At 64.2% G+C, this 25,967-nt stretch carries 26 protein-coding genes; 18 read left to right on the forward strand and 8 right to left on the reverse strand.

Going from position 1 to position 25,967, the window contains the following annotated elements:
* Nucleotides 1–11: 11 nt before the first annotated feature.
* Complete coding sequence (locus IVB29_RS05765) at nt 12–407, reverse strand: nuclear transport factor 2 family protein (RefSeq protein ID WP_247502435.1); 396 nt, start codon at nt 405–407, stop codon at nt 12–14.
* A 306-nt stretch (nt 408–713) separates the two neighbouring features.
* Nucleotides 714–1,181, reverse strand: coding sequence for a nuclear transport factor 2 family protein (locus IVB29_RS05770; protein ID WP_247502436.1), 468 nt, complete (start codon nt 1,179–1,181; stop codon nt 714–716).
* A gap of 154 nt (nt 1,182–1,335) precedes the next feature.
* On the opposite strand from IVB29_RS05770, the gene IVB29_RS05775 reads away from it, so the two are divergent.
* Together IVB29_RS05775 and IVB29_RS05780 are read left to right on the forward strand one after the other, a co-directional pair.
* Nucleotides 1,336–2,010, forward strand: a complete 675-nt coding sequence (locus IVB29_RS05775) for an HAD-IA family hydrolase (RefSeq protein WP_247502437.1) — start codon at nt 1,336–1,338, stop codon at nt 2,008–2,010.
* 93 nt (nt 2,011–2,103) lie between these two features.
* Nucleotides 2,104–2,952 carry a DeoR/GlpR family DNA-binding transcription regulator gene (locus IVB29_RS05780; protein ID WP_247502438.1) on the forward strand — a complete coding sequence of 283 codons (849 nt, stop codon included), beginning with the start codon at nt 2,104–2,106 and terminating at the stop codon, nt 2,950–2,952.
* 99 nt (nt 2,953–3,051) lie between these two features.
* Here IVB29_RS05780 and IVB29_RS05785 read toward each other — a convergent pair whose 3' ends face one another.
* Complete coding sequence (locus tag IVB29_RS05785; protein ID WP_247502439.1) at nt 3,052–3,738, reverse strand: glutathione S-transferase; 687 nt, start codon at nt 3,736–3,738, stop codon at nt 3,052–3,054.
* Nucleotides 3,739–3,841: 103 nt separating this feature from the next.
* Between IVB29_RS05785 and IVB29_RS05790 the strand changes: the two genes are divergently transcribed.
* Entirely contained in the window at nt 3,842–4,402 is a 561-nt protein-coding gene (locus IVB29_RS05790; RefSeq protein ID WP_247502440.1) for a TetR/AcrR family transcriptional regulator, read from the forward strand.
* A gap of 20 nt (nt 4,403–4,422) precedes the next feature.
* On the opposite strand, the gene IVB29_RS05795 is transcribed toward IVB29_RS05790, so the two are convergent.
* Nucleotides 4,423–4,848, reverse strand: a complete 426-nt coding sequence (locus IVB29_RS05795; RefSeq protein WP_247502441.1) for a type II toxin-antitoxin system VapC family toxin — start codon at nt 4,846–4,848, stop codon at nt 4,423–4,425.
* Nucleotides 4,845–5,126, reverse strand: coding sequence for a type II toxin-antitoxin system Phd/YefM family antitoxin (locus IVB29_RS05800; protein ID WP_247502442.1), 282 nt, complete (start codon nt 5,124–5,126; stop codon nt 4,845–4,847). Before IVB29_RS05800 ends, IVB29_RS05795 begins: the two co-directional genes overlap by 4 nt.
* Before the next feature lie 229 nt (nt 5,127–5,355).
* On the opposite strand from IVB29_RS05800, the gene glpD reads away from it, so the two are divergent.
* The 13 genes from glpD to IVB29_RS05865 all read left to right on the forward strand — a co-directional run bounded on the left by glpD (nt 5,356) and on the right by IVB29_RS05865 (nt 20,599).
* On the forward strand, nt 5,356–6,906 hold the full coding sequence (gene glpD, locus IVB29_RS05805) for a glycerol-3-phosphate dehydrogenase (RefSeq protein WP_247502443.1): 1,551 nt from the start codon (nt 5,356–5,358) through the stop codon (nt 6,904–6,906).
* Nucleotides 6,903–7,982: an ABC transporter ATP-binding protein gene (locus tag IVB29_RS05810; protein ID WP_247502444.1), complete on the forward strand. Its 1,080-nt coding sequence runs from the start codon at nt 6,903–6,905 to the stop codon at nt 7,980–7,982. Before glpD ends, IVB29_RS05810 begins: the two co-directional genes overlap by 4 nt.
* Nucleotides 7,983–7,994: 12 nt before the next feature.
* Nucleotides 7,995–9,080: an ABC transporter ATP-binding protein gene (locus IVB29_RS05815; RefSeq protein WP_247502445.1), complete on the forward strand. Its 1,086-nt coding sequence runs from the start codon at nt 7,995–7,997 to the stop codon at nt 9,078–9,080.
* Nucleotides 9,080–9,982 (forward strand): sugar ABC transporter permease, encoded by a 903-nt coding sequence (locus IVB29_RS05820; RefSeq protein ID WP_247502446.1) that lies wholly within the window; start codon nt 9,080–9,082, stop codon nt 9,980–9,982. The genes IVB29_RS05815 and IVB29_RS05820 overlap by 1 nt, the downstream gene beginning before the upstream one ends.
* The gene (locus IVB29_RS05825) at nt 9,982–10,788 is read left to right on the forward strand and encodes a carbohydrate ABC transporter permease (protein WP_247502447.1); all 807 of its coding nucleotides are present in this window, start codon (nt 9,982–9,984) and stop codon (nt 10,786–10,788) included. Before IVB29_RS05820 ends, IVB29_RS05825 begins: the two co-directional genes overlap by 1 nt.
* Before the next feature lie 10 nt (nt 10,789–10,798).
* Nucleotides 10,799–11,128: a DUF2160 domain-containing protein gene (locus IVB29_RS05830; RefSeq protein WP_247502448.1), complete on the forward strand. Its 330-nt coding sequence runs from the start codon at nt 10,799–10,801 to the stop codon at nt 11,126–11,128.
* A 142-nt stretch (nt 11,129–11,270) separates the two neighbouring features.
* On the forward strand, nt 11,271–13,013 hold the full coding sequence (locus tag IVB29_RS05835) for an ABC transporter substrate-binding protein (RefSeq protein ID WP_247502952.1): 1,743 nt from the start codon (nt 11,271–11,273) through the stop codon (nt 13,011–13,013).
* Nucleotides 13,014–13,341: 328 nt separating this feature from the next.
* A complete protein-coding gene (locus IVB29_RS05840; RefSeq protein WP_247502449.1) occupies nt 13,342–14,820 on the forward strand; it encodes an FAD-binding oxidoreductase in 1,479 nt (492 codons plus the stop codon).
* A gap of 1 nt (nt 14,821) precedes the next feature.
* Nucleotides 14,822–15,907 (forward strand): ABC transporter substrate-binding protein, encoded by a 1,086-nt coding sequence (locus IVB29_RS05845; protein ID WP_247502450.1) that lies wholly within the window; start codon nt 14,822–14,824, stop codon nt 15,905–15,907.
* 26 nt (nt 15,908–15,933) lie between these two features.
* Nucleotides 15,934–17,025 carry an ABC transporter ATP-binding protein gene (locus IVB29_RS05850; RefSeq protein WP_247502451.1) on the forward strand — a complete coding sequence of 364 codons (1,092 nt, stop codon included), beginning with the start codon at nt 15,934–15,936 and terminating at the stop codon, nt 17,023–17,025.
* A gap of 11 nt (nt 17,026–17,036) precedes the next feature.
* Nucleotides 17,037–18,794, forward strand: a complete 1,758-nt coding sequence (locus IVB29_RS05855) for an ABC transporter permease subunit (protein WP_247502452.1) — start codon at nt 17,037–17,039, stop codon at nt 18,792–18,794.
* Between the two features lie 32 nt (nt 18,795–18,826).
* Entirely contained in the window at nt 18,827–19,732 is a 906-nt protein-coding gene (dapA, locus tag IVB29_RS05860) for a 4-hydroxy-tetrahydrodipicolinate synthase (RefSeq protein ID WP_247502453.1), read from the forward strand.
* Nucleotides 19,733–19,744: 12 nt separating this feature from the next.
* Nucleotides 19,745–20,599: an IclR family transcriptional regulator gene (locus tag IVB29_RS05865; protein WP_247502454.1), complete on the forward strand. Its 855-nt coding sequence runs from the start codon at nt 19,745–19,747 to the stop codon at nt 20,597–20,599.
* A gap of 187 nt (nt 20,600–20,786) precedes the next feature.
* Here the strand turns inward: IVB29_RS05865 and IVB29_RS05870 are convergent, their stop codons facing one another.
* The 3 genes from IVB29_RS05870 to IVB29_RS05880 form a co-directional block, all read right to left on the reverse strand.
* Nucleotides 20,787–21,887 (reverse strand): alkene reductase, encoded by a 1,101-nt coding sequence (locus tag IVB29_RS05870; RefSeq protein ID WP_247502455.1) that lies wholly within the window; start codon nt 21,885–21,887, stop codon nt 20,787–20,789.
* Nucleotides 21,888–22,070: 183 nt separating this feature from the next.
* Nucleotides 22,071–22,574: a DUF1993 domain-containing protein gene (locus tag IVB29_RS05875; RefSeq protein WP_247502456.1), complete on the reverse strand. Its 504-nt coding sequence runs from the start codon at nt 22,572–22,574 to the stop codon at nt 22,071–22,073.
* 110 nt (nt 22,575–22,684) lie between these two features.
* Nucleotides 22,685–23,989 carry a lytic murein transglycosylase gene (locus IVB29_RS05880; RefSeq protein WP_247502457.1) on the reverse strand — a complete coding sequence of 435 codons (1,305 nt, stop codon included), beginning with the start codon at nt 23,987–23,989 and terminating at the stop codon, nt 22,685–22,687.
* Between the two features lie 178 nt (nt 23,990–24,167).
* Here IVB29_RS05880 and htpX point away from each other — a divergent pair, with 178 nt between their 5' ends.
* Both htpX and IVB29_RS05890 read left to right on the forward strand, forming a co-directional pair.
* Nucleotides 24,168–25,136 (forward strand): zinc metalloprotease HtpX, encoded by a 969-nt coding sequence (gene htpX, locus IVB29_RS05885; protein ID WP_247502458.1) that lies wholly within the window; start codon nt 24,168–24,170, stop codon nt 25,134–25,136.
* 134 nt (nt 25,137–25,270) lie between these two features.
* Nucleotides 25,271–25,912, forward strand: coding sequence for a tetratricopeptide repeat protein (locus IVB29_RS05890; RefSeq protein ID WP_247502459.1), 642 nt, complete (start codon nt 25,271–25,273; stop codon nt 25,910–25,912).
* Nucleotides 25,913–25,967: the final 55 nt, after the last annotated feature.

Consider the following 25,967-nt stretch of genomic DNA (forward strand, 5'->3'; position numbering starts at 1 on the left):
AAGAAGCATCATCACAATTTCGTCGCGGACCGCGACAACAACTTCCACTCGTCGCCTTGCTTCAGCCAGTTCATCAGGATGTGAAGGCTGTTTGCCACTTTCTTGCCGTCGGCTATCATCTCGGCCGTCCAGTGGAAGCGCACGATCGCGGCAGGGCCAACGATCTTGATGGTCGGATCGTTGTACGCAATCGACAGGAATTCCGTTTTGCCGTCGGTGGCGTTGGCGATAAAGGCAGCCTTGTCCTCGAGGAAGCCGCTGGAATGACTATAGCTCAGATCGTCCGCGCACAGCGCGCTGAGGGCCTCCGGATCTGCCGCGATCTGGGCAAGGCGAAATGCCTCGACGTTCCTTGCCACCGCCTCGTGGTCCGTCGTGGCAGCATGGTCGCCATTCAGTGTCATCATATCCCCCTTCCTTGATCTTGCGCCCACTGTTGCAGCCGCACTTGATTGTGTCGAGCGTCAGGTCGCAATACGCTGCGTTGCGCCAGGCGGCGCGATTTCTGACGCACAAAGCGTGGTCGGAATTTTTTGCAGTCCTTGTTGCTGCTGCACTTTTCTTCTCCTTGTGGGAGAAGGTGGCGCGGAGCGCCGGATGAGGGGTTCTATCGGTGCATTTGGAAGCGAGAGAGTTACTCGCGGAAGCATACTCCTCACCCGTCTCGCCGCGGCGAGCCACCCTCTCCCGCAAGGGGAGAGGGTAAGAACGCATCACAACTTCGTCGCGGCCCGCGACAGCAGCTTCCACTCGTCGCCCTGCTTCTGCCAGTTCATCAGGATGTGAAGGTTGGTCGGCACTTTCTTCCCATCGGCCGTCATCTCCTGTTCCGCGACCCAGTGGAAGCGCACGATCGCAGCGGGGCCGACGACCCTGATGGTCGGGTCCTGATACGCGATCGACAGGAACTTTGATTTGCCGTCAGTGGCGTTCGTGATGAAGGTCGCCTTATCCTCCACCTTGCCGTTGGAATGGCTGTAACTCACCTCGTCAGCGCAAAGCGCGCCAAGCGCCTTCGGGTCGGCCGCGATCTGGGCGAGGCGGAAGGCCTCGACCTTCTTCGCCACGGCCTCATCGTCCGCCGAGGCGGCCAGCGCCGGTGTGGTGAGTGCAAGCGCCGAGACAGCAAGAGCTGGGACGACAAGGGTCGAGAGAGCCAGATCGCGTCGGTTGATCGTCATTGTTTCCTCCTTTTTGATCTTGCATGGAGTGTTACAGCCGCGCGCGCCTTTGTCGAGTGTCGTGTGGTGGTCATGCACGTGCGTCATTGCGCGATTGAGGCTGTATTGATACGTCTTCCGCATTGATGCATCGCGCATTCGGGAAGGTACAGAAATGATCGAAGCACTCGGCAAGGCATTGCTGTTCGACATCGACGGCACGCTCGCCAACACCGACCCGCTGCACCTGAAGGCGTTCAACCAGGTGCTGGGGCCGCGCGGCCATGTGTTCGATCACGCGCGCTTCTCCAGGGAGCTGCAAGGTTTCGCCAATGTCGCGATCGGTGAACGCTTTCTGCCCGACGAGGCGCCGGAACGCCGCGCCTTGATCCTCGCGGAGAAGGAGGAAATCTTTCGCGAACTCGTCGCCGGGCAGATCGAGCCGCTGCCGGGCCTGATGGCATTGCTCGATCGGGCGGATGCTGCCGGCATTCCCATGGTCGCCGTGACCAACGCGCCGCGCCTCAACGCCGAGCTGCTGCTCTCGGGTCTCGGCATCACCCGCCGCTTCAAGGCGCTCGTGATCGGCGACGAGCTGCCGCACGGCAAGCCGCATCCGCTGCCCTATCAGGAAGGGCTGCGGTTCGTCAGCGGCAGTGCCGCAGCCTCCATCGCGTTCGAGGATTCCCGCACCGGCGTGCAATCGGCGACGGCAGCCGGCATTCCGACCATCGGCATCCGGACCAGCCTCAGTCATGCTGACCTTGTCGCCGCCGGCGCAATCTCCTCCGCCAGCGCCTTCGATGATCCGGACCTGCTCGTGCGTCTCGCGGCCGCGATGGCATGGTGAGAGAGGCCTTGTCCGTTAACCGTGATTAGTGCGCGCATTGACCAACGGCGCGAACCGCCGCACCATGCACCGTCCTGATTTGAGGCTATTGCCGTGACCGGATTGACCCATCGCCAAGCCGAAATCCTCAACATCGCGCGCGCCTCGGGCCGCGTCATGGTCGAGGAGCTGGCGCGCAAGTTCGAGGTCTCGGCGCAGACCATCCGCAAGGATCTCAACGATCTCTGCGAGCGCCGTTCGCTGACCCGCATCCATGGCGGCGCCATCATCGCCTCCGGCGTCGAAAACCTCGCCTATGAGGCGCGGCGTTTCGTCGCCGCCGACGAAAAGAAGGCGATTGGCGCTGCGGCCGCATCGCTGATCCCGAACGGATGCTCGCTCTTCATCAACATCGGCACCACGACCGAGGAGGTCGCGAGCGCGCTGACCTCGCACGAGGATCTCCTCGTCATCACCAACAATCTCAATGTCGCGATGCTGCTCTACCGCCATCCCCGCATCGAGGTGGTGGTTGCCGGCGGCACGGTGCGGCGCGCCGACGGCGCCGTGGTCGGCTCGACCGCGACGCAGCTGATCGGCCAGTTCAAGGTCGATTATGCCATCATCGGCGCATCCGCGATCGACGAGGAGGGCGCGCTGCTCGACTTCGACTATCGCGAGGTGCAGGTGGCCCAGGCCATCATCGCCAACGCCCGCACCGTCATGCTGGTTGCCGATTCCACAAAACTCCGCCGCAGCGCGCCGGTGCGCATCGCCCATATCAGCCAGATTCAGACCTTCGTCACCGATCAGGAACTGCCCGAGCGTCTTGCCACCATTTGCCACAGCAAGGGCATCGAGGTGATGGAGGCGTTGCCCAAGGGGGCGGCGGAAATCGACGATGCCTCCACCGAGACGCAGGACGCTTCGCCCGAGCCGGCACCGGTGGTGCGTCTGCGCTAACCCTTGCGTTCGAGAACGGGTGATGTCCGTCTTCAAAAACGTGCAAATCGATGCACGTAGATGGCTGCGAGCGATCCGGAGCGGACATCACGCCGCTGCTCACAGGCCGAAGCGCTTGAGGTCCTCCGGCAGGAAATCGCGACCTGTCCGGTTCTTGACGCTTGGCAGGTTCGATATTTTTTCCCGCCAGGCCATGAGGGATTTGCACTCATCGGGAATCGGTATCCCCGCCGCGCCAGCGAAGTCCAGGCTCGCAAAGACCGTGATATCGGCCATCGAGAATGCATCGCCGGCAACGAACGGTTGGGTCTTCAGCACGCCGTCAAAATACGTCATGCCGCGGACGGCCCTTTCGCGTTGCCGCTCACCCCATTCCTTCCTGCCGATCCACTCCGGAGCCACATAGGGCTGCATCGCAGGCCCGAGACCCGGCGTGGCGTAGTGGAAGTAGCCGTCGACTGCGCCCATCAGCTCGGCCTCGGCGCGATTCTGCATCATGTGGATCACCGCCTTCTCGCGCGGAGTTCTGCCGGTGAGGACCGGATGGCCATCGAGTTGGTCCAGATATTCGGTGATCGCCGTCGACTCCGAAATCAAGGTGCCGTCGTCGAGTTCGAGCACCGGGATTTTCCCCGACGGGTTGATAGCGAGAAACGGCGCCTGCTTGTGCTCCGCCCCGATCAGATCGACGCTGATGAACGCAACCTGGTCGTCGAGCCCTTTTTCGGAAAGAACGATGCGAATGCGCGACGGATTGGGGAATCCGGGCCGGTCGTAGATTCTCACGAGAGTGATCCTTTATCTATCGATAGATAGGCATGTCGTCGATATGGGGCCTTTGCAATGGCGGAGTCAAGCGCTATCTATCGATAGATAGACGGAGACGACGATGACGGCCGATACCAAGCAGATGATCATGGATGCGGCCCGCGCGATGGTGCAGGCCCGCGGCTACAACGGCCTGAGCTTTCGCGAACTGGCCAAGGAGGTCGGCGTCAAGAGCGCCAGCGTCCACTATCATTTCTCGACCAAGGGCGACCTCGGCGCCGCGCTTGCGCGTCGCTATGCCGACGAGGCGATCGAGATCTTCGACGGGTTCCTCGAAGCCTCGCAGGACGTCAGGGCCTGCATGAGGATGTATACGGACGTCTTCCGTTCCGCGCTGTCGAACAACAACAGGATGTGCCTGTGCGGGATCATGGCCGCCGAGCACGATGATTTGCCGGCAGAGGTGAGGGCCGAGGTCGACAGGTTTACCGACGTCAACATCCGGTGGCTGGTCAAATTGCTGTCGCGTGGAAAGAAGGCGGCAACGGCAGCGATTGAGCAGCGGGCGCTCGCGATCTTCGCGGCCGTCGGTGGCGCACAGCTCGTCGCGCGCGGGCGAGGCGACATCGCCGTATACGACGAGGCGATCGAGGCCTATCGGGCGGCAGGGTTACTGCCCTGAGCTTCGGGCCGGCCGGCGTCTTATTCGCCGTCCCATGGGTTGAGCAGCGGTACGCCGAATGCAGCAAAATCCTTCACATTGCGCGTAACGAGCGTGAGGTTGTTTGCGAGCGCGGTCGCTGCAAAGAATCCGGCCATCACGGACAGCGCGACGCCACTGCGGCGGCTCTGCGCCATCAGGTCGCCCCAACGCTCCGCCACTGCATGATCGATCGACAGGATGCGTTCAGCAAAACGTTCCGGCAGATCGTGCGCGAGCCACGCGGCCAGTGCCGCGCGCCGACGGCCGTCATCCAGCAAGGCGATGCCGCGGCGAAGTTCGGCGATCGAGGCAACGCTGATGAACGCGCGATCCTCATCGACCGTATCGAGCCACGCCAATACTTTCGGGGAAGGCGCCGGCCGCTGAACCTCCGACAGCACGTTGGTGTCGAGCAGCAGGTTCACGGCAGCTCGTCGCGCGGTTCGTCCTGCACGCGTTCGAGTTCGAGATCGGCACCGCGCAGCGGCGAAGCCAGCAGGAATTCGGCGAGCGTGCCTTTGCGTACGGTCTTTCGTGCCCATTCTTCGGCGGAAACGATCACGGCATTGGGCCTGCCGTGACGGGTGATGATCTGGGGGCCGGTTTGGGCGCGGTCGATCACCTCGGACAGGCGCGCCTTGGCGTTGGCAAGGGTCCAAGTGTCAGTCGGTGGCGAGTCAGAGGCGCTGCTGTGGTCTGTCATACGATTGCAACCAATCAAACTATTATGACTATATTGCTCCTCGATGACTATTCAAGAGCGCTGTTGCGTCTCGAATGACCATCTAAATTGCTCATTTTTCCACCGGACTGCCCCTCAGAAAGTTCCACTTTCACTTCTCATCGCCTCTCTTTCGTCTTGCTTTCGTTTTTTGGTATGATCTAATCAAAAACGAAAGTAACCACTCGACGGAACGAGTGGTCGCCGGGGGATGCGTCTGTTGGAGCGTATTTTCGATCTCGCCATCATTGGAGGCGGTGTTAACGGCTGTGGCATCGCGCGCGACGCGGTGGGCCGCGGCAACAGTGTTTTCCTGTGCGAAATGAACGATCTGGCCTCCGGGACGTCGTCCTGGTCGACCAAGCTGGTGCATGGCGGGCTGCGCTATCTCGAATATTACGAGTTTCGGCTGGTCCGTGAGGCGCTGATCGAGCGCGAGATCCTCTGGGGCATCGCTCCCCACATCATCCGTCCCTTACGTTTCGTTTTGCCGCATCACGCCGGCCTGCGTCCGGCCTGGCTGCTGCGTCTCGGCCTCTTCCTCTATGACCATATCGGCGGCCGTCACCTGCTGCCGGCGACGCGATCGGTGGATCTGCGGCGCGACGAGGTCGGCAAGCCGCTGATCCCGAACCGCTACAGCCGCGCGTTCGAATATTCCGACTGCTTCGTCGATGACGCCCGCCTCGTCGTGCTCAATGCGCGCGATGCCGCCGACAAGGGCGCAGAGATCCGCACCCGCACCCGCGCGACGGATATCAAGCAGTCCGACGGCATCTGGACCGTCAGCATGGTCGACACGCTGACCGGCGCGCGCTCGCAGGTCCAGGCGAAGGCGCTGGTCAATGCCGGCGGCCCTTGGGTCGAGGACGTGCTCGGTCGCGGCGCCGGCGTCAACGCGAAAGCCAAGGTGCGCCTGGTGCAGGGCTCGCACATCGTCGTGAAAAAGCTCTACGACCACGACCGCGCCTACATGTTCCAGAACGCAGACGGCCGCATCATCTTCGTGATCCCGTACCAGGACGACTTTACGCTGATCGGCACCACTGACCGTGACTATGACGGTGACCCCGCCAAGGTGAAGGCGACACCTGAGGAGATCCAGTATCTCTGCGCCGCCGCGAGCGAATATCTGGCCAAGCCCGTGACGTCCGACGACGTGGTCTGGACCTATTCCGGCGTGCGGCCGCTCTATGATGACGGCGCCAGCGAAGCGAAGGCCGCAACCCGCGACTACGTGTTCGAGCTCGACACGCCCGGCGGCGTGCCGTTGCTCTCTATCTATGGCGGCAAGATTACGACTTACCGTCGCCTCGCCGAGGAGGCGCTGGAGCGGCTTTCGCCCTATCTCCGCAGCGCGAAGGCGCGCGAGGGCTGGACCGGGAAATGGCCGCTGCCGGGCGGCGACATGAATGTATCCGACATCGACGGGCTGATCGCCGAGCTCCAGCGCGGCTATCCTTTCCTCAGCCACGAGCATGCGCGCCGGCTCGCACGCGCCTACGGGACCCGCGCCATCAAGCTGCTCGGCGATGCGAAATCGGCTGCCGGCCTCGGCCAGTCCTTCGGCGCCACGCTGACCGAACGCGAGGTCCGCTACCTCATGGCCAACGAATGGGCCGTCACCGCCGAGGACATCGTCTGGCGCCGCTCCAAGCTCGGCCTGCGACTATCTGTCGACGAGGTCGCCGCGCTTGACGACTGGATCAGGGCCCACGCCGTGCCGCAAAGTCCCCTGCTGGAAGCGGGAGGACGCTCATGACCGTGACACTCGATCACGTGACCCGGACAGTCGACGGTATCGAGCACATCCGCGACGTCTCGCTGACGCTCGAGAGCGGCACGCTCAACGTGCTGCTCGGGCCGACGCTGTCGGGCAAGACCTCGATCATGCGGCTGCTCGCCGGGCTCGACAAGCCGACCTCGGGCAAGGTGCTGGTCAACGGCAAAGACGTCACCGGCGCCGACGTGCGCAAGCGTTCGGTCGCGATGGTCTATCAGCAGTTCATCAATTATCCCTCGCTGACGGTTTACGAGAATATCGCCTCGCCCCTGCGCGTGCAGGGCAAGCCGCGCGCGGAGATCGAGACGCGCGTGGCGGAGGCCGCAAGGCTGCTGCGGCTCGAGCCGTTCCTCAAGCGCACGCCGCTCCAGCTCTCCGGCGGCCAGCAGCAGCGCACCGCGATTGCGCGCGCGCTGGTCAAGGGCGCCGATCTCGTGCTGCTCGACGAGCCGCTCGCCAATCTCGACTACAAGCTGCGCGAGGAGCTGCGCGCCGAGCTACCCCGCATCTTCGAGGCCTCCGGCGCGATCTTCGTCTATGCGACGACCGAGCCGACCGAGGCGCTGCTGCTCGGTGGCAACACGGTCTGCATGTGGCAAGGCAAGGCGCTCCAGATCGGCGAGACCGCCAATGTCTATCGCCGTCCGCAGACGCTGCGCGTCGCGCAGGTGTTTTCCGATCCGCCGCTCAACCTGGTCGGCATCGAGAAGAAGAACGGTCACGTCGCATATGCCGGCGGCGCGGCGTCGCCGGCCTCCGGTCTTTATTCGTCGCTGGCCGATGGCACCTATCGCGTCGGCTTTCGCGCCCATCAGCTTGCGCTTGCCAATGGCGAGACCGACCGTCACGCCTTCCATGCCACTGTCACGGTGACCGAGATCACCGGTTCGGAGAGTTTCGTGCATCTGACCCGCGACGGTTCGAACTGGGTGGCGGTGCTGCACGGCGTGCACGAGTTCGAGCCCGGCCAGATGCTGGACGCCGTGCTCGATCCGAACGATGTTTTTGTGTTCGATGCGGCTGACCGTTTGGTCGCCGCTCCCGGTCAATCCTGAGGGAGATGCGCAATGGCCCGCATTGACCTCGTCGATCTCGCCCATTCCTACGGCGGCAATGATGCGCCGCAGGAAACTTTCGCGCTGAAACCGGTGACCATGACCTGGCGGCAGGGCGGCGCCTATGCGCTGCTCGGCCCGTCCGGCTGCGGCAAGACCACACTGCTCAACGTCATCTCCGGCATCATCACGCCGTCGCGCGGGAAAATCCTGTTCGACGAGGTGGACATCACACCGCTGTCAACCCAGAAGCGCAACATCGCCCAAGTGTTCCAGTTTCCGGTGATCTACGACACCATGACGGTGGGGCAGAACCTGGCATTTCCGCTGAAGAACCGGGGCGTGCCGAAGGCCGAGATCGACAAGCGCGTCGCCGAGATCGGTCGCCTGCTCGATCTCGAGCCCTATCTGAACCGCAAGGCGACGCGGCTCACGGCCGACGCCAAGCAGAAGATTTCGCTCGGCCGCGGCCTCGTCCGCTCCGACGTCGCCGCCGTCCTGTTCGACGAGCCGCTAACGGTGATCGATCCCGAGCTGAAATGGCAGCTTCGCTCCAAGCTGAAGGCGCTGCATCGCGAACTCGATCTCACGATGATCTACGTCACCCACGACCAGACCGAGGCATTGACCTTCGCCGATACCGTTGTCGTCATGCATGACGGCCGCGTGGTGCAGAGCGGCACGCCGGCCGAGCTGTTCGACAAGCCGGCACACACTTTTGTGGGCTATTTCATCGGCTCGCCCGGCATGAACATCATTCCGGCCGAGGTGAGGGGACGCGAGGCGCGCATCGACGGCCACGTCATCGCGCTCAACCGCGCTTACGATAATCTACCTGATGGCGCCAGGATCGAGATCGGCGTGCGACCCGAATTCGTCGATGCGGTTACGCCTGCGCCTGGCCTGCTCACGTCAAAAATCGAGCGCATCGACGATCTCGGCCGCATCCGCTTTGCGCGCGTGCGCGTCGGCGACGCAAAACTCGCCGCCCGCGCGCCAAACGGCTTCACCAGTTCGGACGGCACGGCCGGGCTGAAATTCGATCCGGCGCACATCCACGTCTATGCCGACAGCCTTCTGGTGGAGGGAGCCGCCTGATGGACAAGACCGTCAACCAAAAAGCCTGGTTCCTGGTGCTGCCGGTGTTCCTGGTCGTTGCCTTCTCGGCGGTGCTGCCGCTGATGACGGTGGTGAACTATTCGATGCAGGACACCTTCGGCAACAACCAGTTCTTCTGGAACGGCGTCGGCTGGTTCAAGGAATTGCTTGATCCCTCGACCGATCTCGGTGGCCGCTTCCTGGCTTCGCTTGGCCGCAATCTGTTCTTCTCGCTGGTGATCCTCGCGATCGAGGTGCCGCTCGGCATCGTGGTTGCGCTGTCGATGCCGCGCGACGGCTGGACGGTCGCGGCCTGCCTCGTCACCCTCGCGCTGCCGCTGCTGATTCCGTGGAACGTGGTCGGCACCATCTGGCAGATCTTTGGCCGGCCCGACATCGGCCTGCTCGGCTATACGCTCAATGCCATCGGCATCGACTACAATTACGTCTCGAACGCCGTCGATGCCTGGATCACGGTCATTGTGATGGACGTCTGGCACTGGACCAGTCTCGTCGCGCTGCTGTGCTATGCCGGCCTGAAGTCGATCCCGGAGGCCTACTACCAGGCAGCCCAAATCGACGGCGCCTCGCGCTGGGCGGTGTTCAAGGCGATCCAGCTGCCGAAGATGAACCGTGTGCTGCTGATCGCGGTGCTGCTGCGCTTCATGGACTCGTTCATGATCTACACCGAACCGTTCGTCGTCACCGGCGGCGGGCCCGGCAACTCAACCACCTTCGTGTCGATCGAGCTCGTCAAGATCGCGCTCGGCCAGTTCGACCTCGGCAAGGCCGCCGCACTCTCGCTGGTCTATAACCTGATCATCCTGATCGTCTGCTGGATCTTCTACACCGTCATGACCAATGCCGGCAGCGAACGGAAACCCCAGGAAGGAGCCGCGTGATGCACTCGATCCCCGGCCGCCGCCTGATCATGGGGCTGTTCCTGATCTTCCTGCTGTTGCCGATCTACTGGCTCGTCAACATGAGCTTCAAGACCAATGCCGAGATCGTCTCGACGATGACGCTGTGGCCGCACACGCCGACGCTGCAGCACTACAAGCGCATCTTCACCGACGAGAGCTGGTATTCCGGTTACATCAACTCGCTGGAATACGTCATCCTCAACACCATCATCTCGATCTCGGTGGCGTTGCCGGCGGCCTACGCGTTCTCGCGCTACCGCTTCCTCGGCGACAAGCATCTGTTCTTCTGGCTGCTGTCGAACCGGATGGCGCCGGCGGCGGTCTATGCGCTGCCGTTCTTCAACCTCTATTCGGCGATCGGGCTGTTCGATACGCCGTGGGCGGTTGCGCTCGCGCATTGCATCTTCAACGTGCCGCTGGCGGTGTGGATCCTCGAAGGCTTCGTCTCCGGCGTGCCGCGCGAGATCGACGAGACTGCCTTCCTGGACGGCTATTCCTTCCCGCGCTTCTTCATCAGGATCCTGGTGCCGCTGATCGCGAGCGGCATCGGCGTCGCCGCCTTCTTCTGCTTCATGTTCTCCTGGGTCGAGCTGCTGCTCGCGCGCACGCTGACCTCGGTGCAGACCAAGCCGATCGCGGCCATCATGACGCGCACGGTGTCGGCGGCGGGCATGGACTGGGGGCTCCTGGCAGCCGCCGGCGTGCTCACCATCATTCCGGGCGCGCTGGTGATCTGGTTCGTTCGTAACTACATCGCGCGCGGTTTCGCGCTCGGCCGCGTCTGAGGAGGCATCAATGGAATCTATCGCATGGATGGCCTGGACGCCGCCGACGGCGATCTTCTTCGCCGCGCTCGCCTGTACGCTTGCGGTCATGACGTATCTTGCCGCGGTCTACCCGGAAGCCGAACGTGTCGGCGTGCTGCGCATCCCGACCACGCGCGGCGACCGCCTGTTCATCTCGCTGATCACGGCAGCCGTCATTCACCTTCTGTGGATCGCCTTCGCCGGCACCGACGCGCTCGCCACGCTGCCGATCGGCGAGGAAGGGTTTGAGATTTCGAGCCTGTGGCTCGCATCAGGAATTTCGCTTGTCACGGCCGCGCTCATTTTTCGCACGGTCTGAAGCTCGCGAAGGAACGGCCAGATCCGGGGGCAATCCGGGTCTGTATAAAAGTTTGTCGCTGCAACGGAGGAACAACATGCGACAGTTTAGGAGAAGGGAACGTCCATTGACCAAGAATAGCTTCAAGAACAGCTTTCTGACGATGTCGAGCGCCGCTGCAATGATTGCGGTGTCGTTCGCCGTCTCGGCGCCGGTTCGCGCCGCCGACGACGCAACGATCCAGAAGTGGATCGCTGAATTCCAGCCCTCGACGCTGTCGAAGGACGAGCAGAAGAAGGAGCTGGAGTGGTTCGCCAAGGCCGCCGAGCCCTTCAAGGGCATGGAGATCAACGTCGTCTCCGAGACCATCGCGACCCACGAATACGAGTCGCAGACGCTCGCCAAGGCGTTCACCGAGCTGACCGGCATCAAGCTCAAGCACGATATCATCCAGGAAGGTGACGTCGTCGAGAAGCTGCAGACCCAGATGCAGTCCGGCAAGAACGTCTATGACGGCTGGATCAACGATTCCGACCTGATCGGAACGCACTTCCGTTACGGCAGCACGATCGCGCTGTCGGACTACATGACCGGCGAGGGCAAGGACGTCACCGATCCCAAGCTCGACGTCAACGACTTCATCGGCAAGTCGTTCGGTACCGCGCCGGATGGCAAGCTCTACCAGCTTCCCGACCAGCAGTTCGCCAACCTCTACTGGTTCCGCTACGACTGGTTCACCAACCCCGACTACAAGGCCAAGTTCAAGGCCAAATATGGCTACGAGCTCGGCGTGCCCGTGAACTGGTCGGCCTATGAAGACATCGCCGAGTTCTTCACCAACGACATCAAGGAGATCAACGGCGTCAAGGTCTACGGCCATATGGACTATGGCAAGAAGGACCCTTCGCTCGGATGGCGTTTCACCGACGCCTGGCTGTCGATGGCCGGCAACGGTGACAAGGGCATTCCGAACGGTCTGCCGGTCGACGAGTGGGGCATCCGCATGGAAGGCTGCCGCCCGGTCGGCTCCTCGGTCGAGCGCGGTGGCGACACCAACGGTCCGGCCGCGGTCTACTCGATCACGAAGTACCTCGAGTGGATGAAGAAGTACGCTCCACCGCAGGCGCAGGGCATGACGTTCTCCGAGTCCGGCCCGGTCCCGGCGCAAGGCAACATCGCCCAGCAGATGTTCTGGTACACCGCCTTCACCGCCGACATGGTGAAGCCGGGCATCGCCGTGATGAACGCGGACGGTACGCCGAAATGGCGTATGGCTCCGTCGCCGCACGGTGCGTACTGGAAGGAAGGCATGAAGCTCGGCTATCAGGACGCGGGCTCGCTCACGCTTCTGAAGTCGACCCCGGCGGATCGCCGCAAGGCAGCCTGGCTGTATCTCCAGTTCATCGTCTCCAAGACGGTGTCGCTGAAGAAGAGCCATGTCGGTCTCACCTTCATTCGTGAATCCGACATCTGGGACAAGTCCTTCACCGAGCGTGCGCCGAAGCTCGGCGGCCTGATCGAGTTCTACCGCTCGCCGGCGCGCGTGCAGTGGACCCCGACCGGCAACAACGTGCCCGACTATCCGAAGCTCGCGCAGCTGTGGTGGCAGAACATCGGCGATGCGTCGTCCGGTTCGAAGACGCCGCAAGCCGCGATGGACGCACTGGCCGCTGCCCAGGACTCCGTGATGGAGCGTCTGGAGAAGTCCGGCGTGCAGGGCGCCTGCGGTCCGAAGCTGCACAAGAAGGAGTCGGCCGAGTTCTGGTTCGCCAAGGCCCAGAAGGACGGCACGATTGCTCCGCAGCGCAAGCTCGCCAACGAGAAGCCGAAGGGCGAGACGGTCGACTACGACACGCTGATCAAGTCGTGGCCGGCGACCCCGCCCAAGCGCGCGGAAGCCAAGTAAGCGACGCGCAGAGCGTCATCCAAAACGAAAGGCCGGGAGCAATCCCGGCCTTTTTTCTTTGTGCGCCGTATCGCGGGCCGCCTCTCCACGTCATTGCGAGGAGTCCTTGCGACGAAGCAATCCGGACTGTCTCCGCGGAGGGATTCTGGATTGCTTCGCTGCGCTCGCAACGCCGTTGGAGGCGCGTCCCCGCGACGCAGGCGGAGGCCGCCGCTTGACTCCCTGTCATACCGAATTCATTATCAGCATAATGCGATTGAAGTAATCGTACTTCGATTACTTTCGCAAAAGCCGTTGGGCCAGCGTCGGCCCGTCCCGGAGGCTGCTGATGGCATTGATCGAGGCGTTCAAGCGATTGCTGGGCGACACGGCCGTGCTGACGCGCGAGGAGGACCTCGCGGGCCTCACCGAGGATTGGCGCGGCCGCTATCGGGCGCCGGCGCTGTGCGCGGTTCTCCCGTCCAGCACCGAGCAGGTCGCCGCCATCGTCCGGCTCTGCATCGCGGACGGCACGCCCGTGCTGCCGCAGGGTGGCAACACCAGCCTGTGCGGCGGCGCGACGCCGACGGGGCAGGGCAGGCCGCCGGTGATCGTCGCGCTGACGCGGATGCGGAAAATCCGCTCGCTCGATCCCGTCAACAACACCATGGTGGTCGATTCCGGCTGCGTGCTTGCGACGATTCAGGAGACGGCCGTGGCCGCGGGCCGGCTCTATCCGGTCAGTCTCGGTGCCGAAGGCTCGTGCCAGATCGGCGGCAACATCGCCACCAATGCCGGCGGCACCGGCGTGCTGCGCTACGGCAATACGCGCGACAACGTGCTCGGCCTCGAGGTCGTGCTGCCGGACGGCGCGATCTGGGACGGACTATATGCGCTGCGCAAGAACAACACCGGCTACGACCTCAAGCATCTCTTCATCGGCTCCGAGGGGACGCTCGGCATCATCACCGGCGCGGTGCTGAAGCTGCAGCCGCTGCCGACGGCGGAGGCTGTGGCCTGGCTTGCAGTCGACAGTCCGCAAGCGGCCCTTGACGTGCTCGGCCTGTTCCAGGCCGCCTGCAGTTCGCGGCTCTCGGCTTTCGAGCTGATGAACGCGAAGCAGATCGCGCTCGTGCTCGAGCAACTGCCGGGCCGGCGTTGCCCGGTCGCGCAGATCGACAGCTGGCACGTCCTGGTCGAACTGTCCGACACCGGCGATGCCGCAGAGCTCGCCGCCACGATGCAGGCCGTGCTCGAGCGCGCGCTCGAGGCGGGGCTGATTAGCGATGGCGTGGTCGCCGCGAGTGAAGCGCAGCGCAAGGCGATGTGGCTGGTGCGTCACAGCGTGTCGGAAGCCAACAAGAAGGCTGGTGTCGGCCTCACCTCGGACAGCGCGGTCCCGGTATCGGCGGTGCCCGCCTTCATCGCGCAGGCCATGAGCGCGGTCCACGCCATCATCCCGGATCTGCCGTTCGTCATCGTCGGCCACATGGGTGACGGCAACGTCCATCTCATTCCCTTCTTCAGCTTCGCGGAATGGGATGCCCTGGACGATCGCGACGCGGTCGGGGAACGCATCCGCCATGCCGTCAACGATGTCGCGGCTTCGCTGCGCGGCACCTTCAGCGCCGAGCATGGCGTCGGCCGCACGTTGATGGAGCAGATGTCCCGCTACAAGCCGCCGGTCGAGCTCGCGCTGATGCGCGCAGTCAAGCAGGCGTTCGATCCGTCGGGCCTGTTCAATCCCGGCCACGTGCTGCCGCCGCCATCCGCGTCCGATGCCGCAGCTGCTTCGCCGACCATCGCACCATCGCAAACAGGGGACTGACATGACCAACGCACCGAAGATCATCACCTCCCGCCGCCGCCTTCTGCTCAGCGCAGGAGCCGGCGCCGTCGCACTCGCCGCCCCGTCTGTCTGGTCGCCGTCTCGCGCCGCGGGCAAGCGCATCGTCGTGCGCGATGACGGCGGCATCTACACCAAGGCCTATGGCGCGGTGTTCTACCGTCCGTTCACGGAAGCGACCGGCATCGAGGTGGTCGGGGTGCAGGCCAATGCCGAGCCGGTCGCCCAGATCAAGACCATGGTCGATACCAGGAACTACACCTGGGACATGGCCAAGATCTCCTGGCCCGCGATCCAGATCCTGACCACCAGCGGCAAGCAATATCTGGAGAAGCACGGCCTCGAATCCGAGCCGGTGATCAAATCGATCCCGGCTGAATTCGCCTCGCCCTATGGCGTTGCAACCAACGTCTACACCACCGTGCTCGCCTATCGCACCGACGCCTTCAAGGGCCGCAAGGCACCGCAATCCTGGGCCGATTTCTGGAACGTGACCGACTTCCCCGGACGCCGCTCGGTGCGCAAGCACCCGTTCGACACGATCGAGGAAGCGCTGATGGGTGCGGGCGCAGCGACCGCGCAGGTCTACCCTTGCGATCTCACCAAGGCCTTTGCCGCGCTCGACAAGATCAAGTCGCAGGTCGCGGTGTGGTGGACCAGCGGCGCGCAGGTCGAGCAGATGCTGACCTCGGGCGAGATCGACCTGCTTCCGACCTGGGTGTCGCGCGCGCAGTCCGCGCAGGCGGCCGGAGCGCCCGTCGAGATCGTCTGGAACCAGGGGGTCTGGGGCGCCGACAATTGGTCGATCCTCGCCGGCACGCCGAATGCGGATGCCTGCCGCGAGTTCATCAAGTTCGCTTCCGATCCGAAGCGGCAGGCGGCTCTCGTCGAATATTTCCCGGCCGGCCTCACCCAGCCGGAGGCCTTCAACTACATCAAGCCGGAGATCGCCAAGAATTGTCCGACCTATCCCGACAACATCAAGGCCGGGCTGAAGATCGATGCGAAATTCTGGTACGACAACCAGGCCGCCGTCATCGAGCGCTTCAACAGCTGGATCCTGGCTTGACCGGATCAAACCGATCGGAGCGGCCCATGGTCTCGTCGAGCTTGCGCATTCACGAGCTGTGCAAGCGCTATGGCGATTTCGTCGCGCTGGCGCCGACCAGCCTCGACGTGGCCAAGGGGGAGTTCCTCACCCTGCTTGGCCCGTCGGGATCGGGCAAGACGACGATGCTCAGCCTGATCGCGGGCCTCGCCCATCCCGACGAGGGGCGGATCCTGATCGACGACACCGACGTCACGCGTAGCCCTGCCTATGCGCGCGACATCGGCGTCGTGTTTCAGAACTACGCGCTGTTTCCTCACATGACGATCGAGGACAACATCGCGTTTCCACTGAAGATGCGGAAGGTCGCTGACGCCGAAGCGCGCCGGCGCACCGCCGAGGCGCTGGAGACGGTACACCTGCCGCACGTTGCAAAGCGCTACCCGCGCGAATTGTCCGGCGGCCAGCAGCAGCGCATCGCGCTGGCGCGCTGCATCGTCTATCGCCCCGCGATCATCCTGATGGACGAGCCGCTCGGCGCGCTCGACAAGAAGCTGCGCGACCAGATGCAGCTCGAGATCAAGCGCATCCACCGCGAGCTCGGCACCACAATCGTCTACGTCACCCACGACCAGGAGGAGGCGATGACCATGTCGGATCGCATCTGCCTGATGAACGCGGGCGCGATCGAGCAGCTCGGCACGCCCCAGGATCTCTACTTCCGGCCGCGCTCGGTGTTCGTCGCCGACTTTCTCGGCGAATCCAATCTGCTCAAGGCAACCGTGCGTGGCGTCGACGGCGAGGGGCTCGATATCGTCCTGACGGAGCAGGCCGCGGCTTCGCGCGCGGTCGGAAACGGCTCTCGTTTCGCCGCCGGCGAGCCGATCAAGGTCATGGTGCGCCCGCAGAACCTCGTGGTGGCCGAGGCGGGCAGCGGCATGCTTTCCGGCCGGATCACGGACGTGATGATCAGCGGCAGCCTGACGCGGCTCTACATTGCACCGGAGACGGCGGGCCTGCCGCAGCTCGTTGCCGCGCATCCGACCCGCAGCGGCTCGGCGCCCTATGAGATCGGCCAGCGTCTATCGCTCGGATGGCATGCGGCGGACGCCGTCGCGATCCACGACGGGGGGATCTGAGCTTGGCCGGCATGCGTGCCATATCGCGAAGGCAGGCCTGGACGCGGGCCGCGATGGGCGCGCCGCTGGTGCTGCTGCTCGTGCTGTTCCTGGTCTATCCCGTCGGCCAGTTGCTGCTGCTCAGTGTCTATGGCGACAATGGCTTCACGCTCGCGCCCTATCGCCAGCTCTTTGCCTCCTCGGTCTATCTCGACGTTCTCCTGATCACGCTGAAGATCTCGCTGGCGACCACGCTGGTCTGCGTCGTCGCGGGCTATCCGATCGCCTATCTGATTTCGGTCGTCGGCAAGGAGCGCAAGGCGACGCTGCTGTTCTGGGTGCTGTTGTCGTTCTGGACCAGCTTCCTGGTCCGCGCCTTCGCCTGGATCGTGCTGCTCGGCCGCAACGGCGTCATCAACAAGACGCTGATCTCGCTCGGCATCATCTCGAGCCCGGCGAGCCTGCTCTACAATTTCGGCAGCGTGCTGGTCGGCATGGTCAATGCGCTGCTTCCGCTCGCCGTACTGACCATGCTCTCGGTGATGGAGAACATCGACCGCACCTTGCCGCGCGCGGCTGCAACGCTCGGGGCGCGGCCGGGCATGGCGTTCTGGAAGATCTATTTTCCGCTGTCGCTGCCCGGCGTCGCCGCAGCGGGGATCATGGTGTTCGTCACCGCGATCGGTTTCTTCATTGTGCCGGCGCTGCTCGGCGGGCGCCGCGAGACCATGATCACGCAGCTCATCATCGATCAGGTCCAGCAGACCATGAACTGGGGTTTTGCCGGCGCGATCTCGGTGCTGTTGCTGGTCGTCGTCCTCGTTGTCTTTGCCGCCTATGACCGGCTGCTCGGCCTGTCGACCATGACCGGCGGATCTGCATCGCGCAACACGGCGCCGTCGCGTTTGTCGGGTCCGCTGACGAAGGCGGGCGATGCGCTCCTTACGCTGCTCGGTGCGATCTCGGACCGCATCATTCTGCTGCTGCCGTCACGCCGTCGCGAGCGCAATCTCGATCAGGCCGGGATGGGTTTGCAGGTCTTCGTCTGGACCATGCTGCTGATCATCAGCGCCCCGACCATCCTGATGATCCCGCTCTCGTTCGGCAACGGCGGCCTCAACTGGCCGCCGCAGGGCTTTACGCTGCATTGGTATGAGACGGTGCTGAATTCGCCGCTCTGGACCCAGGCGATGCTGCGCTCGCTGCTGGTCGGTATAGGCACCGGGCTGCTCGCGATGCTGATCGGCACCCCCGCCGCGTTCCTGCTGGTGCGCAGCGATATCCGCGGCAAGGCGGCCTGGCTCGCCTTCATCCTGTCGCCGATCGTCGTTCCGCGCATGATCATCGCGGTCGGGCTGTTCTACGTCTTCGCGCAGATGGGCCTGGTCGGCAGCGCATTCGGCCTCGTTCTCGGGCACACCGTCGTTGCCGTGCCTTACGTCGTCATGACCATGATGGCCGTGCTGCGCAATTACGACACGCGGCTCGACCATGCCGCGCAGAGCCTTGGCGCGGGCCCGATCGCGACGCTGCGCTACATCACCTTCCCGATCCTCGGCGCCGGCATGATGTCGTCGTTCCTGTTCGCCTTCGCGACCTCGTTCGACGAGCTCACCATCGCGCTGTTTGCGACCGGTGGCCTCAACGCGACACTGCCCAAGCAGTTCTGGGACGAGGTGACGCTTCAGGTCTCGCCCGCGATCGCCGCCGTCTCGACTTGCCTGTTCGTCTTCATGGGGCTGCTGATCTTCGTCGCCGAACGCCTGCGCCGGCGTGCTGCCGCGAGATAGCCGCCCCTCTTCCCAACCAGAGGTTCTTAATCATGCTCACTGCCAATCGCCTCCGCGGCCTGTTCCCGGCCATCCCGACCCCGGTCAAGGCCGACGACACCATCGATGCCGCCGCGGTCTCGGCCATGTTCACCTGGCTCAACAAGCAGGGCATCGACGGCGTGGTGCCGCTCGGCGGCACCGGCGAATACGGCGCGCTGGCGCGTGCCGAGCGCATCAAGATGGCGGGCCTGTCGGTGAAGGCGATGGCGGGCAAGGGCCCGGTCATTGCAGGCGTGCTCGACACCGGTTTCCACGATGCCCTCCAGGCCGGCCGTGAATTCGCCACTGAGGGCGTGGACGGCCTGCTGGTTCTTACGCCATATTATACCAATCCGACTCAGGCGGGCGTTCGCGACTATTTCCTGCGCTATGCCGATGCCTCGCCCGTGCCCATCCTGATCTACGAAATTCCCTATCGCACCCGGATCGCGATCGAGCCCAAGATCCTGCATGAGCTCTCCAGGCATCCCAACATCATCGGCATGAAGGCCTGTAACCTCGACATGTACCATTTCCTCCAGGTCGTGGCCGGCGTCGACGACAGCTTTGCGGTGCTGAGCGGCGAGGACAGCCTGTTTCCGCTGCACCTCGCAGCCGGCGCGAAGGGCGGCATCATCGTCACCGCGTGTCTCTTGCCGCGCGCCTGGCGCCAGGTCTACGAGACTGCGACAGCCGGCAAGACCGCCGAAGCACTCGGCCTTCATCGCCGGCTGATTCCGCTGATGAACATGGCGTTCGCCGAGACCAATCCCGGTCCGATGAAGGCGGTGATGGATCTCGTCGGCGTCGAGGCGCCGCGCATGCTGGCGCCACTGGTCCAGCCGGCGCCGGCGCTGGTCGCGTCGCTCCGCGCCGAACTCGGCCGGCAGCTGGCGATCTCGGAGGGCATTGCATGAGGGGATGGCAGCATGGCGCGTAGCAGCGGCCGCACCGCCAAGACAAAGGCCGCCAAACCCGTCGCGAAAACGGCGGACAAGGCCGACGACGCGCGCTCGTCCCTGTTCGTCGGCTCGACCGAGAAGGCGTTCCAGGTTCTGCACGCCTTCGACGGGCCGCAGCGCTACATGACGCTGGCCGATATCGCGCGCGCGGCGGATCTCGACCGCAGCGCCACCCAGCGCCTCGTCTACACCCTCGAGACGCTCGGCTATCTCAAGCGGATCGAGGGCACGCGCAACTATGGCCTCACCTCGAAAGTGCTCCAGTTCTCGCACAGCTATCTCAAGGCCAACGATTTGATCGACCGGGCCTCGCCCTACCTGCTCGAGATCAGCCGCAATCTCGGGGAGACGACCAATCTGCACGAGCTGGACGGCCATGAGGTCGTCTTCGTGGCGCGCTTTCCGGGTGCGCATCTCATCAACATCGACATCGTGATCGGCAGCCGGTTGCCGACCTTCTTCACGGCGTCCGGCACCGCGATCCTGTCGGCGCTGCCCGAGGAGGAACGGCTCGATCTTTTGAAGCGGACACCGCGGGCGCCGCTGACGCCCTTCACGGTGATCGACCCGAAGGTCCTGCTGGAGCGCGTTCGCGTCGCGGCCCAACGCGGCTATGCCGTCATCATGAACGAGACCGTGATGGGCGACATTTCGGTCGCCGCTCCCATCATCGACGAGCACGGCCGTGCCGTTGCCGCGATCAACATCTCGGTGCCGACCACGCGCTGGACGAAAGAACGTGCCGAGGCCGAGCTGGCGCAGCACGTCCACGTCGCGGCCACCTCGATCTCGAAGTCCAAGTTCAACCGCTACGCGGCGTGATGCGGCTGCGGGCAACAAAAAAAGGCCGGGAGCGATCCCGGCCTTTTTCTTTCTGGGGAGCGCATCTGCTTCCACATCGTCGTTGCGAGCGAAGCGAAGCAATCCAGACTCTTTCCACGGAGGCAGTCTGGATTGCTTCGTCGCTTCGCTCCTCGCAATGACGAAGAATGGAGCGACGAAGACAGCCTTACTCCGCCGGCTCAGCCGCCAGCGCCGGATAGTCCGTGTACCCCTTGGCGCCGCCGCCGTAGAACGTGTTCTTGTCCCAGTCGTTGAGCGTCGCGCCTGCCTTCAGGCGCTCGACGAGATCGGGGTTGGAGATGAACGGCTTGCCGAAGGCGATGAGATCGGCCGCGTTCGCGTCCAGCACCTTGGTCGCGAGTTCGAAGTCGTAGCCGTTGTTGGCGATGTAGGCGCCGGCAAAGCGCTTGCGGATGCCCGCATAGTCGAACGGTGCGATGTCGCGCGGGCCGCCCGTGGCGCCTTCGACGACATGGAGATAGACGAGCTTCAGCGCGCTGAGGCCGTCGACGATATGGTCGTACAAGGCTTGCGGATTCGAGTCCGAGATATCGTTCGCGGGCGTCACGGGCGAGATGCGGATGCCGGTCCGTTCAGCGCCGGCCTCGGCGACGACGGCCTTGGAGACTTCAAGCGTCAGCCGCGCGCGGTTCTCGATGGAGCCGCCATAGGCGTCCGTACGCTTGTTGGTGCCGTCCTTGGCGAACTGCTCGAGCAGATAGCCGTTGGCGCCGTGAATCTCGACGCCGTCGAAGCCGGCCTCGAGCGCATTCTTGGTGGCGCGCTTGAAGTCGTCGATAATCCCCGGAATTTCGGAGAGCTCGAGCGCGCGGGGCTCGGAGACATCGGCAAAGCCGCCGTTCACGAAGGTCTTGCCCTTGGCGCGGATCGCGCTCGGCGCGACCGGAGCGACACCGTTCGCCTGGAGGTCGACATGCGAGATGCGGCCGACATGCCAGAGCTGGATGAAGATCTTGCCGCCGCGCTCATGCACCTGATCGGTGACCTTGCGCCAGCCCGCGACCTGGTCCTTCGAATAGATGCCGGGGGTGTCCTGGTAGCCCTGACCCTGCTGCGAGACCTGGCTGGCTTCGGTAATCAGAAGTCCTGCGGAGGCGCGCTGGGCGTAGTAATCGGCGGCGAGCGCGCCGGGTACGAATGTGCCGGGAACGGCGCGGTTACGCGTCAGCGGCGCCATCACGAAACGGTTGGCCAGCGTGATCGGGCCAAGTTTATAGGTCTCAAACAATTTGGTCGGACGGCTCATGGGAACGCTTCCAGGCGGTGAGAGGTCCGGAACACTTGTGCATCGCGGCAATCAGCGCAAGGGACGAGCCATACGGAAAGTGCAGGCGAGCTACGCGGCAAGGACCGCGTAGCATAATTCATGTGCAATCCTGGCTACGGCAGCGCATTTCTGCTGCCGTAGCCGTGTGATTGATTTGATAACTCAGTTCGCGCCCATGAAATCGCGTTTGCCGATCTCGACGCCGGCGTGGCGCAGAAGGCCGTGGGCGGTCGCGGCGTGGAAATAGAAGTTCGGCAGCGAGAATGCGCTGAGGAATTGCTGGCCCTTCATGGTGATGGATTTGTCGGGGCCGGCCGGGAAGGTGACGTCCTTGGTGTCGGCACCCTCGAACTGCTCGGGCTTGAACGACTTCACATAGTCGATGGTCTTGGCCAGCCGCTGCTTCAACTCGGCAAAGCTGGTCTCGGTGTCGGGCGTCGCGGGCACTTCGCTATGCGTCAGCCGGGCGCAACCCTTGGCGGCGAAATCGCTGACGAGCTGGATCTGCTTCGACAGCGGCAGCATGTCCGGGAAGAGGCGGGAGCCCAGCAGGACGCTCGGGTCGACCTTTTTGGCTGCGCAATGCGCCTCGGCCTTGGTGAGCAGGCCGGTGAGGCTGTTCAGCATTTGCAAATAGGCGGGGACGACGGCGTCGTGGAAGGACATGTGATGCTCGCTTCAATGGTGGGGAAATCTCAGGAGAAAACCTGAGCCACTCACATGGGAGCATCATGGAAAAATACAATCGTGGGAGCGGCTTGTGCGGTGCGAAAATTCTACCGGACCGCGCTTGCCGGCTGCGCCTGTGCCGTACCGCCGCCGCGCATCCGGGCCAAGAGCTCCGTGGTCGGCCAGGAATCCGCCGGCAGACCGTACTTGATCTGCATCGCCTTCACCGCGGCACGGCTCTGCTGGCCCAGCACGCCGTCGACCTTGCCGACGTTGAAGCCGGCCTGGACCAGAAGCTGCTGCAATTGCTTGAGCTCGTTGAACGGCAGTTGCGCGACCGGTGTCGACGGCTTGCGCATCGGCGCGGCGCCCGCGATGCGGGTGGCGAGATAGCCCGCAGTGGTTGAATAGATCAGCGAGTTATTCCACGCGGTATAGGCCGCGAAATTCGCATACGCCATGAAGGCCGGCCCAGAGCGTCCCATCGGCAGCAGCACGGAGGAGGCAAGATTGTCGTTCGGCAGCGGCCTTCCATCGGGATAGGTGACGCCAAGCTGGGCCCATTTCGAGCGCGGCAGCTGCACCGTGAGATCGGTCTGATCCCACGGCAGGGTTTGCGGCACCTTGATCTCCTCCAGCCACGGCTCGCCGCGCCGCCACTTCAATCCGTTGGCGATGTAGTTCGCGGTCGAGCCGATCACGTCGTCCTCGCTGCGCAGGAGATCGCGCCGCCCGTCACCGTCATAGTCGACGGCGTAGTTGACGTAATGCACGGGCAGGAACTGCGTCTGGCCGAGCTCGCCGGCCCAGGAGCCGACCATTTCGTCGGGCGTGAGATCGCCGCGGTCGATGATCTTCAGCGCAGCGATGGTCTCGTTGACGAACATCTCGGAGCGCCGGCAGTCATAGGCCAGCGACACCAGCGATTTCAGCGTCGGCAGATTGCCCATGTTGACGCCGAAATCGCTCTCCAGTCCCCAGAACGCGGCGATCACCGCCGGCGGCACGCCAAATTCCTTCTCCGCGCGCGCGAACGCAGCCGCGTGGGACTTGATGTGCTGCTGGCCGTTCTGCATGCGATAGGGCGCCGCCATGCGGCCGGCGAATTCGGTGAAGAGCTGGCCGAACACACGCTGGCCGCGGTCGCGATTGACGATGCCCTGGTCGTAGACGAGGTAAGGCGAAGCCTCGGACATTGTCCGCTGCGATACGCCGGCCGCGACGGCCTTTTGTTTCACGTCCGCCAGGAAGCGATCGAAGCTCGCCCCACTATGGCACGACGCCGCGCGCGGAGAAGGCGCAGTGGCCTTCGGAACCGCGGGCTTTGCGGGGGGTGGACCGAACTGGGCGGAGGCGGGAAGGGCGAGCGTGAGCAGAGCGGCGGCCGCGATCGCAAATCGGGTCTGGAGCATGAGGTTTCCGCAAGGGAGGAGACGCTTGGATTCTCGACGAACTTTAATGGAATGATCTGGCTCAAACCAGTGCCGCGGCTCCGCGACGCACCTTGAAACCTTGCGGCCGGGCCGGGGTCATCCCCACCTCATGCTTGCCGGCCAGAGGCTTGCCCGCGGCCGCGCCCGGGAGACGGCCATGAACTATCTTCGGACCGCAATGCTGCTCGCAGGCCTCACCGCCCTGTTCATGGGCGTGGGCTATCTGATCGGCGGTGCCGCCGGCGCCATGATCGCGCTGGTCATTGCCGCGGCGACCAATCTCTTCGCCTACTGGAACTCCGACCGCGCGGTGCTCTCGATGTACGGCGCCCATGAGGTCGACCGCGGAAGCGCGCCGGAACTGGTCGGGCTCGTCGCCGAGCTTGCGGGCCGCGCGGGCTTGCCGATGCCGCGGGTGTTTGTGATGGACGAGGCGCAGCCCAACGCGTTCGCGACCGGCCGCAATCCCGAGAACGCCGCCGTCGCCGTCACCACCGGCCTGATGCACCAGCTCAGCCGCGAGGAGCTCGCCGGCGTCATCGCGCATGAGCTCGCACATATCAAGCATCACGACACGTTGCTGATGACCATTACCGCGACCATCGCCGGTGCGATCTCCATGCTCGCCCAGTTCGGCATGTTCTTCGGCGGCAATCGCGACAACAACGGCCCGGGCATCGTCGGCTCGATCCTGATGATGATCCTCGCCCCGCTCGGCGCCATGCTGGTGCAGATGGCGATCAGCCGCACCCGGGAATATGCCGCGGACGATCTCGGCGCGCGCATCGTCGGGCAGCCGATGTGGCTGGCGTCGGCGCTGCTGAAGATCGAGAGCGCCGCGCATCAGGTCCCGAACTTCGAGGCGGAGCGAAATCCTGCGACCGCGCACATGTTCATCATCAATCCGCTGTCAGGCCACGGCGTGGACAATCTGTTCACGACCCATCCCTCGACGCAGAATCGCATCGCGGCGCTCCAGCAGCTTGCAGCCGAGCTCGGCGCGCAGGCGGCGCCGTCGGTCGGCGCCAACGAGAACTATCCGCCGCAAGGACCGTGGGGCCGTTCGTCGTCACGTGACCCATCACGCGGTCCTTCGCGCGGGCCTTCTCCTGGTCCTTGGGGTTGATGGAACCGCCGGGATTTGCACATGCCTTTGTGACCTGGCGCACACAGGATCATCGCGGCCGGTGTTAACACCTCGGCGTGACACTTCCTTCGAAAGGGGATGCGTGGCCGGCCCTCCGCCTGCCGCCGTCGAAGATGACCAAAACCGCCGTACCCTTGCTGATCGTCCTCGGCGCGCTCGTCGGCCTGTCCACGCACACGGTCGTCAATTGCGGGGACGAGGACGAGCCCGACGTCTGTTCGGCCGTGATCGGGTTCTCGCCGCTCCGGGGATCGCTGATTGCGTTTGCCTATGAAGGGCGCGGGCGGATCGCGCTGCGCCACGGCGACTTGCGGCGGGCGATCGCCGATTTCGACGAGGCCATCCACCTCAATCCCAACCGCGCCTCGCTCTATCGCGACCGCGCGCTCGCACGGCAGCAGAACGGCGACCTCGCGCTCGCCATCGAGGACTATGACGAGGCGATCGCGCACGATCCCAGGCTCGCTGCGCCCTATCACCAGCGCGGCCTGGCGCTCGCCGCCAGCGGCGATCTCGATCGCGCCATCCTGAGCTACAACACGGCGGTCCGCCTCGACCCGTCCGATCCGCAGGCCCGCCTCGGCCGCGGCCTCGCATTCCTCGCCCGCGGCCAGGCTGACGACGCGCGCGCTGATTTCGAAGCCGCGCTGGCGCTGCCGGTCGGCAAGGATGCCGGCACCCGCGAAGCCGCGCGCGCAAAACTCGCCGAGTTGACGAGTGCCGAGCCGACCCGGGTCGCGGCGCCAAGAAGGTGAAAGGAGTTTCTCTCCCTCTCCCCGTTCTTACGGGGAGAGGGTTGGGGTGAGGGGC

It is taken from the genome of Bradyrhizobium sp. 1 (genome assembly GCF_023073315.1).
Taxonomy (GTDB): Bacteria; Pseudomonadota; Alphaproteobacteria; order Rhizobiales; family Xanthobacteraceae; genus Bradyrhizobium.